16 protein-coding genes are annotated in these 15,237 nt (G+C 61.8%); 11 read left to right on the top strand and 5 right to left on the bottom strand.

The genetic code is table 11. The annotated features are described in order from the left end of the window. Positions 1–4 precede the first annotated feature (4 nt). The 5 genes from AB4Y40_RS30090 to AB4Y40_RS30070 all read right to left on the bottom strand — a co-directional run bounded on the left by AB4Y40_RS30090 (position 5) and on the right by AB4Y40_RS30070 (position 2,051). Positions 5–211, bottom strand: a complete 207-nt coding sequence (locus AB4Y40_RS30090; RefSeq protein ID WP_368690948.1) for a hypothetical protein — start codon at positions 209–211, stop codon at positions 5–7. 13 nt (positions 212–224) lie between these two features. Further along, on the bottom strand, positions 225–632 hold the full coding sequence (locus tag AB4Y40_RS30085) for a hypothetical protein (protein ID WP_368690947.1): 408 nt from the start codon (positions 630–632) through the stop codon (positions 225–227). A gap of 9 nt (positions 633–641) precedes the next feature. Beyond that, the gene (locus AB4Y40_RS30080) at positions 642–866 is read right to left on the bottom strand and encodes a hypothetical protein (protein ID WP_368690946.1); all 225 of its coding nucleotides are present in this window, start codon (positions 864–866) and stop codon (positions 642–644) included. A gap of 131 nt (positions 867–997) precedes the next feature. After that, complete coding sequence (locus AB4Y40_RS30075; protein WP_368690945.1) at positions 998–1,246, bottom strand: hypothetical protein; 249 nt, start codon at positions 1,244–1,246, stop codon at positions 998–1,000. 187 nt (positions 1,247–1,433) lie between these two features. Further along, complete coding sequence (locus AB4Y40_RS30070; RefSeq protein ID WP_368690944.1) at positions 1,434–2,051, bottom strand: helix-turn-helix domain-containing protein; 618 nt, start codon at positions 2,049–2,051, stop codon at positions 1,434–1,436. Between the two features lie 15 nt (positions 2,052–2,066). Between AB4Y40_RS30070 and AB4Y40_RS30065 the strand changes: the two genes are divergently transcribed. The 11 genes from AB4Y40_RS30065 to AB4Y40_RS30015 all read left to right on the top strand — a co-directional run bounded on the left by AB4Y40_RS30065 (position 2,067) and on the right by AB4Y40_RS30015 (position 15,191). After that, on the top strand, positions 2,067–2,297 hold the full coding sequence (locus AB4Y40_RS30065) for a hypothetical protein (protein WP_368690943.1): 231 nt from the start codon (positions 2,067–2,069) through the stop codon (positions 2,295–2,297). Between the two features lie 87 nt (positions 2,298–2,384). After that, positions 2,385–2,930 (top strand): hypothetical protein, encoded by a 546-nt coding sequence (locus AB4Y40_RS30060; protein WP_368690942.1) that lies wholly within the window; start codon positions 2,385–2,387, stop codon positions 2,928–2,930. 26 nt (positions 2,931–2,956) lie between these two features. Continuing rightward, entirely contained in the window at positions 2,957–3,313 is a 357-nt protein-coding gene (locus AB4Y40_RS30055) for a hypothetical protein (protein ID WP_368690941.1), read from the top strand. A gap of 324 nt (positions 3,314–3,637) precedes the next feature. Next, the gene (locus AB4Y40_RS30050; RefSeq protein ID WP_368690940.1) at positions 3,638–6,376 is read left to right on the top strand and encodes a VapE domain-containing protein; all 2,739 of its coding nucleotides are present in this window, start codon (positions 3,638–3,640) and stop codon (positions 6,374–6,376) included. 252 nt (positions 6,377–6,628) lie between these two features. Next, positions 6,629–7,414 carry a hypothetical protein gene (locus tag AB4Y40_RS30045; RefSeq protein WP_368690939.1) on the top strand — a complete coding sequence of 262 codons (786 nt, stop codon included), beginning with the start codon at positions 6,629–6,631 and terminating at the stop codon, positions 7,412–7,414. 244 nt (positions 7,415–7,658) lie between these two features. Then, a complete protein-coding gene (locus tag AB4Y40_RS30040; RefSeq protein ID WP_368690938.1) occupies positions 7,659–8,456 on the top strand; it encodes a hypothetical protein in 798 nt (265 codons plus the stop codon). A gap of 308 nt (positions 8,457–8,764) precedes the next feature. Then, a complete protein-coding gene (locus AB4Y40_RS30035; RefSeq protein WP_368690937.1) occupies positions 8,765–9,394 on the top strand; it encodes a hypothetical protein in 630 nt (209 codons plus the stop codon). Further along, complete coding sequence (locus tag AB4Y40_RS30030; RefSeq protein WP_368690936.1) at positions 9,342–11,390, top strand: phage terminase large subunit family protein; 2,049 nt, start codon at positions 9,342–9,344, stop codon at positions 11,388–11,390. Before AB4Y40_RS30035 ends, AB4Y40_RS30030 begins: the two co-directional genes overlap by 53 nt. A 2-nt stretch (positions 11,391–11,392) precedes the next feature. Further along, positions 11,393–11,596 carry a phage head-tail joining protein gene (locus tag AB4Y40_RS30025; RefSeq protein ID WP_368690935.1) on the top strand — a complete coding sequence of 68 codons (204 nt, stop codon included), beginning with the start codon at positions 11,393–11,395 and terminating at the stop codon, positions 11,594–11,596. Continuing rightward, positions 11,596–13,005 carry a phage portal protein gene (locus AB4Y40_RS30020; RefSeq protein ID WP_368690934.1) on the top strand — a complete coding sequence of 470 codons (1,410 nt, stop codon included), beginning with the start codon at positions 11,596–11,598 and terminating at the stop codon, positions 13,003–13,005. Before AB4Y40_RS30025 ends, AB4Y40_RS30020 begins: the two co-directional genes overlap by 1 nt. Before the next feature lie 107 nt (positions 13,006–13,112). Then, on the top strand, positions 13,113–15,191 hold the full coding sequence (locus tag AB4Y40_RS30015; protein ID WP_368690933.1) for a prohead protease/major capsid protein fusion protein: 2,079 nt from the start codon (positions 13,113–13,115) through the stop codon (positions 15,189–15,191). The last annotated feature ends 46 nt before the right edge of the window (positions 15,192–15,237 follow it).

Genomic DNA, 15,237 nt, shown 5'->3' with positions numbered 1-15,237 from the left:
GGCGTTACTCCGAATCGCCAGCGGCACGGCGCTTGTTGTCGACGAGCTGGCCGCTCGGCGGTATCTCGCGCTGTTTTCGCTGTCCGGCGAGGACGGCGAGGCAGGTGCGCATGGCGGGGTTGGCAAGTGCGTCTATGGCGGAGCCGGGAATGCGGCGGAGGCGGTGTTCCCGCACGATCTCTGCATCGGTGACGGGGATTCGCTCGGCCATGTCCGGCTTACCTCTACACGGACACGTGACGACCGAACGGCCGGTACTTCAAAAGGCGATGCAGGATGCCGCCCGGTGAGGGCGGTGGCGTGCGTGGTGCGGTGGCGATGTGGTGATTGGCCGTAGGTACAGCTGGCATGAGTGCCCGCAGCGCCAGATCTCCACGGTGCACCGTTACGACGTAGTCGAACCGCGCTTGTACTGTGGCCGGCGCCTCGACGTCGACGCTGATAACAACCGGATCAGCAATGTGCTCTACAAAAGAGACGTCGATATCGGCGGCAGTCGCCACTGCGATGCAAACGAACGCGCACTCATTGCCAGTCGAGCGCAAACGGTCTGCGATTGCGACGGCAACGGTCTCTGCGGAATGCGTGCGCTCGGTCGGCTGAACGAGGTTCTGAACAAGGATCTTTCGCATGTCGCGCCCTCAAACCATCGGCCGGATGTCCGACGCATTGGCGGCGGCGGGGTTAAGCGGCGCCGGTTCCGGCGAAAACACCTGGATGCCGATCACGATCAACGCCACGCAGAAGCAAAAGCGCCAATACGGGGACTGCTCAAAGTTGCTTTGCGGTGCGCTTTCCATGCCGGCTCGCATCTGCTGCTGGAGCCAAGTGCGGCGCTCATCCGCATAAATGTCGACTGATTCCATTTGGATCTCCTGCGCGCAACTTGCGCGTGGATGCCAGAATAGCCACTAATGGAATTAATGTAAAGCCATAAATGGTTATTTATGGGCGGAGCGAGACGCCCAAAATGCGGGCGTGGCTACTGTGCGGTCAGCTAAGAGGAGCGTCTTGCGAGGGCTGCGGCAGTCAGCTGTGCCCCGATAGACAGCACGGCGTCGAGCCATGCGATGTCGTTGATGTAGGTGGCGGCAACGAAGCTGATGGTGCTAAGGATTGCGATTGTCGCGGCGCCACGTTGGTGCGTGCCGTCGCGCAGATGCGACCTTCGGCGAGAGTGTTTTGCGGCGTGCGCGTCGAGCGTATTGGCGAGGGAGCGCAGTTCGTGGGCGAGGGCGGTGGCCATCTCCGGCTCAATTCCAGCCGCGACATGGCCGATGCTTCCATTGGTGTCAATGAAGGCTGCGGCAACTGCTACGGCTGGAGAGTCGGCTTGCGTGAGGCGGGAAATTACCCTGCTATTTACTAGATCGATGCGTTTTGCATACGCATCGGCAATGTCTGTGGTTGGGGGAGAATCCGGGGTTCGGAATCTATCGAGTCGATGTACGTTTGCGTACGCGCGCGGTGTGTTTGTTCTCGTGTTCACGTTCATGGCTAGTATTCAGCGTGTCATCATTAAGCTCACGCTGAATCGCCTCCACTAGGCGTTCTGTTAGCCCGCGGTTTGCTTCGCGTACTCCTTCGGTGTTCAGGGTCGTCGAGGGCGCTTCGTGCTGGTGCCGTGCCGCGAGGAATGCGACGAAATCGGAAACCTGCTTCTTTTCCTCTTCTGAGAGGTGGGTGTAGGTCTGCTCCCACTCCGGAGTGATTCCGCGTGTGTGGTCGATGTTCTCGTCAAGAAGCGCCGCAACGTCAACCTTGAAGGCCTCGGCTAGGGCTTCCACTTGGGAGAGCTGCGCATAGACTTCCCCCCGCAAGAGTCGACCGACAGTGCTCTGGGCGATGCCAGCGCGCTGTGCGACCTTAATCTGCGTATCCAATATTTCACTGTGGTCCATTAAGCGTCGAAGGTTCTTCGCCAGGATCGCTTTCGTATTTTGTCGGCTCATGGCAGCGAGCGTGCCACTAATGGATAGCCACTTGCGGGTATCTGTGGAGCTCCCTAATTTGCAAAAATAACCATTTGTGGCTAATATGGCGCTGTTCATATCAAGGGGTTCCGTATGGAAAACCACAGCGACACGCTGCTGGATCGGGTGCTGGCCCGGCTAGGCCGAGAGAAGGGCAATTTACGGGTCATCGCGAGCAAGGCTGGTGTGCCGTACTCCACGCTGACGAAGATCAGTGCGGGTAGCGTTACCGACCCTCGGTTCTCGACTGTTCAAGCGCTTCACGACTATTTCGAAAGACATCCCGATGCTGCCGACTCCGGTGCTTCCGGACGTGTTCATTGATGTGCATTCGCATAAGGCGATTTCTCGCACCCGGCAGCCGAAGCGCGCGAGTTTGAATCGTAGGTCGCGAGGCGTCGTGCAAACAGCATGAAACAACAGGTCCACCAAGAGAACGAGGGAAGCATGACCTGCAGATACAGCAACACGGATTGGCTTGACGTGCTGTACACGTCGATTCGCGGTACGCCCGGCGGACTGCCCGAAGCGGCAGCGTTCCTGACGAATCGCCGGGGCCGCAACATCACCACGGAGAGCCTTCGTCTGCGTTTGCGCGGGCAGGGCGAGAATCGCCTCTCCATGGAGATGTTCGAATTGCTCATCGAGTGGATGGAGGAGCGCCGTCAGCCGCAGTACCGCGATGCGTTGATAGCGCTTAACGAGCGGTTCAATCTCAGCGTAGCGCCAAACGATGTCGTGCAAGTGGGCAGCACGCCGCACGATATCGCCATGCAGACATTCGATCTCGCACAGCACGCCGGCGTCGTCGCCGAGTGTGTGCGCGAGGCGCTCGAAGATCGCATCGTCACGCCAGCGGAAGCCGACAATATCATCGGTGCGGCGAGAGACAGCAAGCGCCTGCTGGACCGCATCATTGCGACCGTGCGTCGCGTCAGCGCCAAGCCTGCGCGCTAAACATGGCGTGCTGCAATCCGCATCGTGTGAAGGCCGAACTGCATTGCGACATCGGGCAGCAGCTGGTCTGCGCCGAGTCGCGTCTTAAGTGGCACGCGGAGTACAAGCCGGAGGCGGTGCCACGCCTTCTCGTGCAGGCAATCTCAGCTTTCCCCGATCACCTTACCCATTTGCGTGTCGTCGCTTTGCGCGTTGACGCGCTCGACCATTTTGTCGACTGCGTTGCACGTCAATGCGCGCAACTCCCGACCAAAACAGATCGCCGCGAATTTCGTGCTCGTCTCGAGCCGGAAATGAGCGTCGCTGAACTCGAACATTTCGACCGCGTGCTCGGGGCCGAATGGCACCGCCTGCGCGGGCGCACGCCGGAGAGCAACAAGTGACTTTGAACGGATACAGCACCGCGCTGCGACGCAGCTACTCCCTGAAAACGCGTTCGCCTCTCGGCACGCACAGCTATGCCGCCGGCCGCGCCTGTTGGCGCAGTCATGCCTGCGCGCGCGCACGTAAGCGCCTCAGCGCACTCTGCGCGCGTGGTGCGGATCACCGCCTCGTTCCCATTCGCGGTCGCTCGTAGACGTGCCACGCATCCCAAAGTGACTTTGGCGTATCCGCATCGAGGCGAATACGCAGTATCCCTGCGCTCCTTGTGCACTGCGCGCCTTGCGCGTTGTGGGGGCGTTCAACCCAGAAGGGGCAATTGACCGATGGCGACACTCGACCAGATTCGCGCGCAGTTGATAGCTGCGGATCATCCTGAGCTTCCTGCGGGCCATCCGCACATCCGGGAGGATGGCAGACCGGTGCGATACGGTCCCGGAAAGAAGTACTGGTACTCGATTCACGCAGTTGAGAAAGATGGCCGGATCATCGGCTATATCGGGGCATTCGGTTGCTGGGCCGGCAATGATAGTGGTGCGCAGAAATTCCAGTGGCAGGGCGAAGCCCTTGCGCCTGAAGCGCTGGCTGCAGCCAGGGCCCGGCAGGAGACAGTTGCCGCCGATGAGGAGCGCAAGCGGCAGCACGCCGCCAAGCTTGCCGCGAATCGGGCGCGTGACCAGTGGCAGCGGGCGCAGGACGAGGGAGCGTCAGCCTATCTGGAGCGAAAGCAGATCACGCCCGAGGGAGTGCGCTTCGCGACTAACGGTGACGTGCTCGTGCCGATGTTCCGTTACGGCGACGGTTATCGGCTCGTCGGCTTGCAGAAGATCACGCCTACGGGCGCGAAGCGCTTCAACAAGGGTATGGAAAAGAAGGGGGCGCTGTTCCTCCTGGGCGACCTGAGCGCGGAGAGCAAGGTTGTCCAGATCGCCGAAGGCTATGCGACGGCCCGGTCGATCCGCATGGCTACCGAAGGTGCTGTGCCGGTGGTTGTGTGCTTCGATGCCGGCGGCATCATGGACGCGGCGTGCTACGTGCGCGCGACGTATCCGGACGTCCACGTCATGGTTTGCGCGGACGATGACTGGATGATCGAGCGGCGTCTGTACGATCACCTTGCCGACGACTTTGGATATAGAGATGCCTTCGAGATCGGCGGCGAACCGATTCTCGTCCAGGCGCGCAAGACGTGGTATCGAGTCCGTGCCGCTCGCGAGACTGACCCACATGGCGTCGAGTCGCTCGTGCTGACGTTTGGCAACGACGTGATGCCGGAGCGCACGCGGCGCTTCGAGAATGCCGGCCTGAAGTATGCGTTCCAGGCCGTGGCGGCGATCGGCAACGCGAGCGTCGTGTTCCCACGCTTTACCGGTCGGGGCGAGCGCAAGCTGACCGACTTCAATGACTTGCACGTTGAAGAGGGCCTGCACGTCGTCAAGTCTCAGATCGCGACCGCGCTGCTGGTCGAGATGGCGGCGTCCAGTACCGATCACGCGCGCAGCTCGCATCTGTCTGTCGTTGCCGAAGCTGTCGATCCACTCTATGAGCAGGCGGTCGAGTTTGTGTGTAAATCGCGCGCTGCTTCGGTATCGAAGGTCCAGCGACATCTGCGGATCGGCTATAACCGCGCCGCCCGACTGCTGGAAGCGATGGAGCGCGCTGGTGTCGTCTCGCCGGAGAGCGACAGCGGCAAACGCACCGTCTTGCGGCCGGCCGCGACGTCCGCTGGCGCGGGTAATAACGGCGGCGACGCTGAATGGCCCGGCACTGAAACGGAGAACGGCGCATACACATGGGAGCAGCGCCTGCGCCGAACGGATCGCTTCGCTCTAAAGCCCGACCTCGATAACGTGGTCGACATTCTTACGCACTCCGACCAGTGGCGTGGTGTGCTTGGGTATGAGGCGTTCTCGCAGAAGGTGCGCAAGCTCGAACGGCCGCCGTATGAAGGCGGCGACATCGGAGAGTGGATCGAGCACGACGACGTGCTGCTCACAGACTGGTTCGGGCGCACGTGGTCGATCACGCCGCGCCGTGACGTGATTTGCGACGCAGTTGCGACGGTCGCTCGGCGCAACACCTATCACGTGGTGCTCGATTATCTGCACGGCCTTGTGTGGGATCAGAAGCCGCGCGTGCATACGTGGCTGGTTGACTACCTCGGTGTGCAGGATACGCCCTATGCCCGCGCGGTCGGCTACAAGTGGCTGCTCGGCGCCGTTGGCCGGGTCATGGAGCCGGGCTGCAAGATGGACAACGTACTGATCCTTGAAGGTCCGCAGGATGCTGGCAAGTCGCGCTCAATCAAGATGCTGTTCGGTGAGGAATGGTCGATGGAGGCCAACATCAACCTCAACGATTCGGATGCGGTCGAGGTGCTCGGCGGCAAGTGGGCGATTGAACTGGCCGAACTCGATGCACTCAACAAGTCAGATTCGGCGGCAGCCAAGCGCTGGATCACGACACAGGCCGATGTCTACCGGCCCAAGTATGCACGCCGTGCCGTGCGCGTACCTCGCCAGTTTGTGGTCGTCGGCACGGTGAACCTGGACGCTTACCTGAAGGACGAAACGGGCAACCGGCGTTACTGGCCGGTGCGCGTCATGCCGTGGATCGCGCTTGCTTCGCTGCGCTCCGACCGCGACCAGATCTGGGCTGAGGCGTTCTCGATGTATCAGGAATGGGCCGCAGAGAACGCGGAAGCGGGCGGCGAGTTGCCCACACCATGGCAGGTGCTCGGCGAAGAAAAACCGATGTTCGAGATCGAGCAGGCTGCCCGCTACGAAGGCGATATGTACGAGTCGCTGATCGCTGAATTCGTTCAGGGTCGCGAGAGCGTGACGATGGAGGATATCGCGCTGGACTGCATCAAGCTCGAAACATCGAAGGTGACGAAGGCTGAACAGCGTCGAATCGGTGCCGCAATGAAGGCACTCGGATGGGAGCGCAAGCGGGAGACGAAGGGCGCCCGGCGGTGGTATTACGTGCCTGCCTCTGCGCCAGCCTCGCCCGCTTCGACTGCGCGCAGTCAATCGACTGGAGGTGATGACGATGCACCGCTCTGACTTCGCGCCAGCTGCGTCGCTTCGCACGCGCGCCACGTCGCGCTGTTTGGCGCGCCACGGTTGCCATTTTGGCGCGCCAAGTGCAAGCGGTTCGCGTCCCGCGTCCCACTTGGCGACGCACTTTCCGTAGTCCCGTGTGTGCGAGCGCGACGTGCGCGACGTGAGGGTGCGCATGTCGCACGTCGCGCGGGCACTCACACATTTTCTTTTCATCGATATTGAAGTGGGACGAAGGACGGATAGGGGGTTACGGTGATTGTCGACCTGAAAGAGCAAGCCGGTATTGCGATGAATGCACGCGGTCAGCTATCGGAGCCGATTGCCGACCCCCAAGTTACTTTGGGCGCGCTCGCATTCGCGAACGAACTCGGTCGCCTGTTGTGGCGAATGAAATACGGGCAGGATGTTCGGCGCTCGGGCCTGCATCGCGCTACGTTGCTTCTCGCAAAGCGCTTGCGTGAACCCGGCCGGTTCGAGCGTTCGAAATTTACCGGTGTGACGCGTGCGGCAGAAAAGGCCGCCGCAAAGACGGGCAAAAAGGTCGAGCGACAAATATCGGACATCATCGAGCGGTTCGCACGGCAGGCGATCATCGAATGGGTTGCGGACCTTTGCGCCGCGTGTGATGGTCGCGGCGTAACCGGACGTGGTAAGGCGTTGGCGGTGGAGCGTATCGGTTGCCCGACGTGTGGTGGCCAAGGCCGGGTCTGTGTCGACGAATATTCCATCCCGTTTGCAGCGAGCCGTAATGGGCGCGGCCCCATGATCTTTCGCGAGTACGAGCGCTGTCCGCAATGCCACGGCGCCGGCAATATCGTGGTCGAGATTTCAGCCAAAGGCGCTGGTCGGCAGATCTGCTGTGTATGCGGTGGGACCGGTCGCCAGCCGGAGGATCACGCAGCACGCGCACGCGCGCTAGGTGTTCCGATGGCGCAATACCGCTCGCATTGGGAGCCGTACTTTCACGCGGTGCATGCGTTGCTCGATGCACTTGACGGCGCGGCCAATGACACCGTACGACGGAGAATGCAACGATGAAAACTCTTGCATTTCAAGAAAAACCCTGCTTACAATTCGCGCCATGCATCCTTTACCGTGGCACTGGACGCTGTGAGCCCCGCACACTCGTGGAGCAACCCTCTCCCGGCAGTCGTACAGAATCGCGCGAGCGGCGCGACGAATAACATGCCAACAGCCTGCCGGGAATTGTTCGGCGGGCGTTCGCCCGTACGAAACACGATTATCCGAAGCCCTGAGCGCGAAAGCCTCGGGGCTTCTTGCATTGGGTGTTGCCATGGCAAGCTCAACATTCAGCGTACGCGTCGACACAACGAAGTTTGATTCGGCCGTTGACGATCATGTCCGCAATCGCGTGCCGCGCATCATGGCCAAGGCTTTGAACGCTACGGCGCGCGAGGCGCAGGCCGCACTGAAAACTGCGATGCCGCAGTATTTCGACCGGCCGACGCCGTGGACATTGAACAGCACGCGTGTCGTTACTGCGTCGCCGACAAAGCTGGTGGCAACGGTCGGCTTCAAGGACGAGGCGTTCAAAGGCACGCCAGCGACGAAATATCTTCTGCCACAGGTCGAAGGTGGTGGCCGCAACGTCAAGCGCATGGAGTCGGCACTGCGTCGCATCGGCCTCCTGCGCAGCAATGAGTTTGCTGTTCCGGGTCGAGGCGCGAGGCTCGATGCGTACGGGAACGTCGCCCGTTCGCAGATCGTGCAGGTGATGTCATATTTGCAGGCGTTCGGCGAACAGGGCTACCGGGCGAACATGACGCAGAAGCGCCGCGATGCATTGGCTCGTGGTCGCAAGGGCTCGCGTGGCTTCAGCTATTTCGCACTGGTGAATCGCGAGGGCAAGCTACCACCTGGCATCTACCTTCGCACGCACTATGGTGCGGACTCGCGCATTGCGCATCTGCAATACGGTGGCGCGAAGCCGGTCTTTGTCTTCACGCGTGCGCCGCAGTACCGCCCGCGTTTCCCGTTCGAGCAGCTGGTGGCCGATAGCGTGAGCGCGACGATGTCAATCAACATCGCGGGCGCGTTCCAGCTTGCATACGGTGGATGATCGCGCTCGCCCGGTCGTTTCCCGCGCGCAAGATTTTTATAGCGATTTAAAAATCTAGACGTTTTAAAAACCTCTTTCTCCAAACGGGACTTTTTGCCCTGCAATGGTGCGAAGGTGGCGCAGGCAAAGCGACTTTGCCCGAAAATTGGGGGGAAACCCCTATGGAAGGCCCGAAATCGCACGGGTCCTTCCGGCGACCCTGCGCGTGGGGGTAATTCGAGCCGCGTTGCTCGCACGGTCTCAGGTCTTTTTCAGGGTGGTCACATGGGTGGTCAGGTGGTCACCGGTGGTGGTCAAAGGGTGGTCAGATGGCCGAAATGAGTCAAAGGGGCTTTGCCCGCCACATGGGCGTTGCGCTCAATGCCGTGCAGAAAGCCCTGAAGTCTGGACGCATCGCACTGAACGCCAACGGCAAGATCGACGCTGTCGTGGCCGAATCCGCGTGGCGCCGTAATACCGACGAGAGCCGCCGCTCGTTCGCCGACCTTTCGCGTGATACGAAGGCGCTGGAGGCCGATACATCGTTGCCTCCGGCTGACGGCGATGAAGCGTTTCCCGCTGCCGCGTCGACAAACGACCCGCATATGGCCGTGTATCGCGCGGCGCGGGCGGAGCGCGAGACTACGCGGGCGAAGCGTGAGTCCATGGAGCTGGAGCGTGATCTTGGAAACTTGCTCGACCTCGCTGACGCAAACCGCCTCGCTTTCACTGCGTTCCGCACGCTGCGCGATAGCGTCATGAACGTGCCTGTGCGTATCAAGGACCTGCTCGCAGCAGAGAGCGACCCCCATCGGATCGAGTCGATGCTCGAAGACGAACTGGCGCGGGCGCTGTCGTCGATCGACGTCAACAGGCTCATGCACGAAGAAGAAACGGACGAAGACGATGGGAGCGATCGACAGCTTTCTGAAGACGATCGGGGAGGCGATCCGGCCTGACAAGCGTATCGGCATCGCTGAGTGGTCCGAAGAACACCGTATCCTGCCCGAGAGCAGCCCCGAGCCGGGGAAGTGGCGCAATTCACGCACGCCGTATCTCGTCGGGATCATGGATGCGCTGTCCGGTCTGGCGAGCACGGTCACGCGATACGACCACGACGATACGCGCCCATTCGATAACAGTTGGGTCACGGTCGTCGGACTGCAGAAAGGGCACCAGCTTGGCGGCTCGGCGCTCGGCGAAAACTTCATCGGGCGCAGCATCACGAGTGCGGCCGGCAACATCCTTGCCGTGTTCGCGACGAAGGACGATGCCGAGAAGTGGGAGATGGACCGCTTCGAGCCGATGCGGTTGTCGACGAAGGCGTTGCGCCGGCGCGTAAAGGACGCCAATCGCAAGGGCAGCGCCAATACGAAACTGCGCAAGCGGTTCCCGGGCGGGATCATGAATCTCGTCAGCGCGACGCGTGCGGGGCGCCTGAAGTCGACCACCGTGCGCTATGTGCTGCTCGAGGAGGTCGACGAGTACGAACTCAACGTCGACGGGCAGGGCAACCCGATCGACCTCGCGAAGAATCGCACAAGCAACTTTGGACGACGCGCGAAGATCTTCGCGAACAGCACGCCGACGATCAAGCGGCGCTCGCAGATCGAGAAGCTATACGAGGCTGGCGATCAGCGCCGCTACTTCGTGTCGTGTCCCGAATGCGGCGTAGCGCAGTATTTCGAGTGGGCGAATTTCAAGCGCGTCGAGTCGGAGCCGGACACGATTCTTTGCTATTGCAAAGCGCCGGGTTGCGGCGTAGGCAGCCCGGAGCACGCGTGGAAATCGCAGTATCCGAACGCGTACTGGATGCCCACGGCGAAGGGCGACGGCCGTACGGCGAGTTTCCACCTAAGTGCGTTGTATGCGCCGCTGGGTTGGCGGCCGTGGCCGGAATTGATGTCCGATTACGAGGCGGGCGAGAACGACGTCGAGAAGCGTATTGCTTTCACGAACAATGCGCTTGCGGAATGCTGGGAGGACAAGAGCGCGGAAATGAAGTGGGAGACGATCAAGCGTCGAGCGGAGCCATACCGGCTGCGCACGATTCCGCTGGGCGTGCTCCTGCTGACGGCTGCTGTCGACACGCAGGGTGACCGTCTCGAAGTCGAGATCTCCGGCTGGGGGCGTGGCATGCGCAACTGGACGGTCGATCACATCGTGATACGGGGCGATCCGGCAACGCCAGAACCGTGGGCCGCCCTCGATCGCATCCTCGACACGCCGATCGAGAATAGCTTTGGCGTGCCGATGCGCATCGAGCTGTGTGCGGTCGACACCGGCGGTAACAGAACACAGGACGCCTACGACTACTGCCGCACTCGCGCGCATCGCGGCGTGTTCGGCGTCAAGGGTGCGTCGACGAAGCATCGCCCGATTGTCGGCAGGCCGTCCGATCAGGACGTGACGAAGAATGGCAAGACGATCAAGAACGGCGTCAAGGTGTGGCCAGTCGGCACGGACACGGCAAAGGATCGGATCTTCGGCACGCTTGCTGCCGATGAAGAGCGCGAGACCGTCGACCGGCGCATGCACTTTTCGGAGGATCTCGAAGACGAGTACTACGAGCAGCTATGCGCCGAGGCGTACAACCCTTCGAAAGATCGATGGGACAAACTGCGCAAGCGCAATGAAGCGCTTGACCTCAAGGTCTACAACTTCGCATGCGCGTATCACCCAAGACTGCGGCTCAACACGTATCAGGACGCTGACTGGACGGCGCTGGAGCTTGTCGTCCAGCCGCGTGTGCGCGATCTCTTTTCGCAGCCCGTAGACGCCCCTCAGGCGGCTTCTACCGACGTCGGACTGGCGCACCCCTCGCCGGGCGAGAGCGAGCCCGCTGCGGCGGCGGTGGACGTTGCTGAGGCAACCATCGAACAACCTACGGCGCGGCCGCAGAGGCCAGCGGCCGACGCATGGTTGCCGCGCCGGGACAACTGGCTAAGGCGATAGCTATGGCATTTACACAGCAGGATCTCAACGCCGTCGAGCGCGCAATCGCGAGCGGCACGCTCACGGTCGAATACAGCGGGAAAAAAGTAACTTTCCGGCAGGTGAGCGAGCTTCTCGCAGCGCGCGACACGATCAAAGCAGATCTGGCCACGCAGAATCCTACGGCGCGGCAACGATCGAGCATCGCGATCATGGAGCGCTTTTGATGAAACGGAATCTGCTCGACAGGCTGGTCGAGGCGATCTCGCCGGAGGCCGGTGCCCGCCGTATGCGAGCGCGCATGATGCTCGATGTGGCGCGTGGCTTCGACGGCGCGAAGCGGGGGCCGCGCGCGATCGGGTGGAAGGCAACAGGCACGAGTGCGAATGCCGAGCTGGGGCCAGCGCTCGCAACTTTGCGCAATCGCTCGCGGGACTTGATTCGTAACAATCCATACCTCTCGCACGCGCTCAACGTGAAGGTGGCGAACCTCGTCGGAACCGGCATCCGTGCGAAGTTCAAAGATAAGGCGCTGCAATCGTTGTGGAAGCAATGGGTGAAGGAATGCGATTCCGGCGGCCTGCTCGACTTCTACGGCATCCAGGCGCAGACCTATCGAGCGATGGATGAATCGGGCGAGTGTTTCATCCGCTTTCGCTCCCGGCTCCCTCAAGACGGACTGAGCGTGCCGTTGCAGTTGCAGGTCCTGGAGTCTGACTTTCTCGACAGCACAAAGACCGGCCCTGTTCCCGGCGGCTTTGTGATCCTCGGCGTGCAGTTCAACATGATTGGCCAGCGCACGGGTTACTGGTTCTTCGACCAGCACCCCGGCGAGATCGCGACGGTGCCGCGCAACATGGTTAGCAGCTTCGTGCCGGCCGCCGACGTCATCCACCTGTTCGACGCCATCAAGCGCCCCGGCTCTGTTCGGGGCTTGCCGGAGTTCGCCACGACGATCTGGAAAGCGCGCGATCTCGACGAGTATCAGGATGCGGAACTAATCCGCAAGAAGATCGAGGCGTGCTTTGCGGCTTTCGTCACCACGAGCGACGATGGGTATCAGGCGGGACGTCAGGTTGCGACGGGGGCGTCGAACGGTCCTCGCGTCGAATCGCTGTCGCCGGGGCTCGTGGAGTATCTCAGGCAGGGTGAGACAGTCAGCTTTGCTGCGCCTGCTGCGAGCGACGGCTACAAGGATCATGTTTCGATCGAGTTGCAGGCACTTGCGGCGGGCACCAACACGACGTACGAGCAGCTGACGGGCGACTATTCGCGCGTGAATTTCACAAGCGGGCGCATGGGCAAGATGGAATTCAAGCGGATCATGGAGCAGCGGCAGTGGCTTCTGGTGATTCCGATGCTTTGCGAGCGGGTTGCTGCCCGGTTCGCTTCGACGGCATATCTGGCAGGTCTCACCCCGAAGCCCGTCGCGGACGTGAGCTGGACGCCGGAGCGTATCGAGTTTATCGACCCGGTGCGCGAAGCCAACGGTTTGATCTCGCTCATTGAAGCGCACCTCAAGAGTCGCAGGCAGGGCATCCGGGAGCTTGGTGAGGATCCGGACGAAGTCGATAGCGAGATCGAGGCGGATCCGTTCAAGAAGGACGCCACGAATTTTAAGACGACTGTGAACTAGGGGTGACTCAGCCGCAACCGTCGTCATACCCGTGCCGGCCATAGGAGGTCGGCAACACAACCACACAAAACGCCCGCGCTTGCGGGCGTTTTTCATTGGAGCAAACGATGCCCCAAACAGCAAATTCGCCGGGTGGAGCCCAGCCGCGCGGCTCATCGATGCCGATCCTCGGTCGCGAGATGCCGGTCTCTTCGGTGAACGCCGATGCGCGCACCGTCGACGTGACCTGGACGACCGGCGCGCAGGTGCTGCGCTACGACTGGATGCGCGACCGCAACTACCTCGAGGAGTTGAGTACGCAGCCCGGCGCCGTGCGTATGCAGCGCCTCGAATCGGGCAGCGCTCCGCTTCTCAACAACCACAGCCGCTGGGCCGGGCTCGATGGTGTGCTCGGCGTTGTTTCGTCGGCCTCGCTCAACAGCGCATCGGGAACCGGCCAAGCAACTTTGCGCTTTTCAAAGCGCGACATCGCCGAGCCGTATTTCCAGGACGTGCAGGACGGCATCCTGCGCAACGTCTCGGTCGGCTATCGAACCTATCGGGTCGAAATGATCCCTCCCGGCCAGGAGGGCAACGATCAGTGGATTTACCGCGCGACGGATTGGGAGCCTTACGAGGTCTCGCTCGTCGCGATCCCGGCTGACGCGGGCTCGACCACGCGCGGCGACGATCCTGGCGGCCATCAGCGTTTCTTTCCCTGCGAATTCGTCGAGCGAGGCGCAGGCAATCAACCCAACGGGGCGAACGCCTCTCAGCAAAACGAAGGAGCAACTATGCCGACGACCCAAAATGAAAACAACCAAGCCCGCACCGCACCCACCGCGAATGCTTCGGTCACCCCGCCGGTACAGCCGGGAAATCCGCCGGCCGAAGGCGCCGAAGCCGCTCGTTCTCAAGCTCAGTCGGAGGAGCGCCAGCGCGTGCAGGAGATTCGCGTAGCAGTGCGCTCCAGCACGCTCGAGGATCCGCAGGTGCTGATCGATCGCTTCGTCGACAACGGCACCACGGTCGATGCGGTGCGCGCCGAACTGCTGCGTATGCTCGCTGAGCGCTCGAATGCGGCGCAAACGCGCTCGCAATCGGGCGTGCAAACCGTGACCGACGAGACCGAAGTGCGGCAGGAGGCGATGTCCAACGCCCTCATGCACCGCATCAACCCGCGCCATTCGCTTACCGATGCAGGCCGTCAGTATCGCGGCATGACGCTCGGCGAGTTCTGCCGCGTCGGTCTTGAAGCAGCGGGTGTCGATACGCGTGGCCTCGATCGCCGTCAGATCGCCGGTATTGCGCTCGGCATGGGCGAGCGCGGCTACAACACGACCTCGGATCTTCCGGTCGTGTTTGGCAACGTGATCAACCGCACGCTTCGCGAAGCGTACACGGCAGCGCCGCGCTCGTTCTCGCAATGGGCGCGTCAGGGCGTGCTGACCGACTTCCGCGCTGCGACGCGCGTGATGGTCGATGGTGCGCTGAAGCTCGAACAGGTCAACGAGGCCGGGGAGTACAAGTACGGCAAGCTGGTCGACGGCGGCGAGACGATCCAGCTTGGCACGTTCGGCAAGATCGTTTCGTTCACGCGCCAGATGATCATCAACGACGATCTCTCGGCGCTTGAGCGCGTGCCGCTGTATTTTGGGCGCGCGGCTGCGAACCTCGAGCTCGATATGGTCTATGGTGCACTGACCGGCAACACTCCGATGTCCGATGGCAAGGCACTGTTCCATGCGGCGCACAACAACATCGGGCAGGCGGCGGCCATCGGCATCGCGTCGCTGTCGGCCGGCCGCGCCGCGATGCGAGTGCAGAAGGCGCCGGGAGATGGTACGGCGCTGAATCTCGCGCCGAGCTACCTGCTGGTGCCGGCGGCGCTCGAAACGGTCGCGGGTCAGTACACGAGCAACCAGTACACGCCGAATCAGGCGACCGAGCAGAACCCGTTCTTCGGGACCCTCACGCCGATTGTCGAGGCGCGACTGGATGCTGTCAGCACGACCGGCTGGTATCTCGCTGCGGACCCGTCCATGATCGACACGGTCGAGTACTGCTATCTCGACGGTGAGCAGGGTCTTTACACCGAGCAGTCGCTCGACTTCGATGTCGACGGGTTGAAGGTGAAGGCTCGTCTCGACTTCGCGGCGAAGGCAATCGATTTCCGCGGGCTCTACAAGAACCCCGGCGCCGCGTAAGGCACGTTGCCGGGCGCATATGTGCGCCCGGCGTGATCCGCAGTTC

The organism is Paraburkholderia sp. EG287B (assembly GCF_040965595.1).
Taxonomy (GTDB): domain Bacteria; phylum Pseudomonadota; class Gammaproteobacteria; order Burkholderiales; family Burkholderiaceae; genus Paraburkholderia.
This window is presented reverse-complemented; position numbering and strand designations above follow the sequence as displayed.

Excerpts from the sequence above, each read along its gene's own strand:
- AB4Y40_RS30035 (WP_368690937.1), top strand. The coding sequence starts at position 8,765 with ATGGCCGAAATGAGTCAAAGGGGCTTTGCCCGCCACATGGGCGTTGCG.
- AB4Y40_RS30090 (WP_368690948.1), bottom strand. The coding sequence starts at position 211 with ATGGCCGAGCGAATCCCCGTCACCGATGCAGAGATCGTGCGGGAACAC.
- AB4Y40_RS30050 (WP_368690940.1), top strand. The coding sequence starts at position 3,638 with ATGGCGACACTCGACCAGATTCGCGCGCAGTTGATAGCTGCGGATCAT.
- AB4Y40_RS30060 (WP_368690942.1), top strand. The coding sequence starts at position 2,385 with ATGAAACAACAGGTCCACCAAGAGAACGAGGGAAGCATGACCTGCAGA.
- AB4Y40_RS30015 (WP_368690933.1), top strand. The coding sequence starts at position 13,113 with ATGCCCCAAACAGCAAATTCGCCGGGTGGAGCCCAGCCGCGCGGCTCA.
- AB4Y40_RS30080 (WP_368690946.1), bottom strand. The coding sequence starts at position 866 with ATGGAATCAGTCGACATTTATGCGGATGAGCGCCGCACTTGGCTCCAG.
- AB4Y40_RS30085 (WP_368690947.1), bottom strand. The coding sequence starts at position 632 with ATGCGAAAGATCCTTGTTCAGAACCTCGTTCAGCCGACCGAGCGCACG.
- AB4Y40_RS30020 (WP_368690934.1), top strand. The coding sequence starts at position 11,596 with ATGAAACGGAATCTGCTCGACAGGCTGGTCGAGGCGATCTCGCCGGAG.
- AB4Y40_RS30025 (WP_368690935.1), top strand. The coding sequence starts at position 11,393 with ATGGCATTTACACAGCAGGATCTCAACGCCGTCGAGCGCGCAATCGCG.
- AB4Y40_RS30070 (WP_368690944.1), bottom strand. The coding sequence starts at position 2,051 with ATGAACAGCGCCATATTAGCCACAAATGGTTATTTTTGCAAATTAGGG.
- AB4Y40_RS30065 (WP_368690943.1), top strand. The coding sequence starts at position 2,067 with ATGGAAAACCACAGCGACACGCTGCTGGATCGGGTGCTGGCCCGGCTA.
- AB4Y40_RS30030 (WP_368690936.1), top strand. The coding sequence starts at position 9,342 with ATGGGAGCGATCGACAGCTTTCTGAAGACGATCGGGGAGGCGATCCGG.
- AB4Y40_RS30075 (WP_368690945.1), bottom strand. The coding sequence starts at position 1,246 with ATGGCCACCGCCCTCGCCCACGAACTGCGCTCCCTCGCCAATACGCTC.